This window comes from Mesorhizobium sp. CAU 1741 (assembly GCF_039839275.1).
In the GTDB taxonomy this organism is placed as follows: domain Bacteria; phylum Pseudomonadota; class Alphaproteobacteria; order Rhizobiales; family Rhizobiaceae; genus Aerobium.
In genome coordinates this window covers 1-1,522 of the sequence record NZ_JBDOQP010000011.1, presented here as the reverse complement: position 1 = coordinate 1,522, position 1,522 = coordinate 1, and the positions used below count along the sequence as shown (strand labels likewise).

Sequence of the window (1,522 nt, the reverse complement as noted above, 5' to 3'; positions counted from 1 at the left end):
GCCGATGCGGTCACGATCTTCCGCGGCACCGTCGAGCAGGTCGAGTTCTCATGGACCGATGCCCGGGTGCTGATCCGCGATCGGCTGGCGGAACTGGACGTCGAGCATCAGGACAACCTTTTCGCCGGCACGACGATCTCGGGCGGCATGGATGAGGCGGAAGGCACGGCCGACGATCTGAAGGACCGGCCGAAGCCGCTGACATACGGGCGGCCGCTTCTTGCGCCGGGCGTTGCGGCCAACCGCTTCGACAACATCTTTGGGTTTGGCGCCGATGGGTTGGATGCATTCGAAGACGTGCGCGATAGCGGCGTGCTGCTGACGGCATCGGGCACCAATCATGCCACCGTGGCAGCCTTGCGCGGCGCAACGATCACCGCCGGCCAATACCATACTTGCCTCGCCGAAGGGCTCCTGCGCACAGGCTCAACGCCAGACGGCGAGCTGACGGCGCGCCCGGTGGAGAAATCCAGTTCCGCTGATCGAACGGCAGCGCAGATCGCCAAGCGCATGCTGGAGCGCAAGGGCTTCGTCGAGGGCGTCAACTTCCTCGCCGCCGACATCGCAGCGCTCGACACGCTCAACGATGCCGAAATCGGCTATTTCATGCCGCCGCAGGACGCGACCACGCTGGTTGCCGTGCAGCATGTGCTGGGCTCGATCGGTGCGACGATCGTTCCCGACCGGCTTGGCGTCTATCGCATGTTCCGGCTCGACCCCGCGACGGGCTTTCCGGTGCTCACCATCACGACGGCGGAAGCACTCGAGGTATCGGGTGGGCGTGGCATTCAATTGTTGCGCACCGGCGACCAGGGCAAAGGCGTGCCGGCGTGGCGGGTGACGGTGCGCTACGGCTACAACTGGCAGGTCTTCAATCGGAATGACCTCGACGTCGACACGACTGAGGCGTTCATGGCCTTCGCGTCGCAGGAGTGGCGCGAGGCGATTGCCGAGGATGAGGCGGTCAAAGCGGTCCATAAGCTGGCATCCGACCTCGTCTACGAGACCTATCTGACGCAGGGGGCCGCCGCGACCACAGAGGCGGTGCGACTCAAAGACATGCATTCCGTGGCGCGCGACCGCTTCCTTGTGCCGGTGAAGAGCTACCTTGCCGAACAGGTCGAGCTCAATTCCGTCGTGCGGCTGCAAATGCCGCGTTTCGGTCTCAACGCCGGCAAGGATTTCCGCGTGATCGGCATTTCCGAGAATTTCAAGACGCGCGTCACGACGCTGGATATCTGGGGCTGACATGGTTGCCGACTTTAATGTGATGGTCTGCCATCCGAACCGGATCGGCGGGGAAACGGTGCTGTCTGGCGGGGTGTTCGTCGACAGCCTGCCGCTGGCGAATATTCAGGACCGGGCCTTCGCCAAAGTGGCGCGCACCGCCGACGCGGACCCGGAGAGCACATGGTTTGACATCGCCTTCGACCGGCAGCGCAACATCCGCGTCATTGCCCTTCTGGCGCACACGATCACCACGTCTGGCCGGGTGAGGATCCGCGCTTCGGACGTCTCGGAC

At 64.2% G+C, this 1,522-nt stretch carries 2 protein-coding genes; both read left to right on the top strand.

The window, feature by feature from the left end; all coding sequences use genetic code 11:
* A partial coding sequence (locus AAFN84_RS24725) for a hypothetical protein (RefSeq protein ID WP_347517402.1) occupies positions 1-1,248 on the top strand: 1,248 nt, incomplete at its 5' end.
* 1 nt (position 1,249) lies between these two features.
* A partial coding sequence (locus tag AAFN84_RS24720) for a hypothetical protein (protein ID WP_347517401.1) occupies positions 1,250-1,522 on the top strand: 273 nt, incomplete at its 3' end.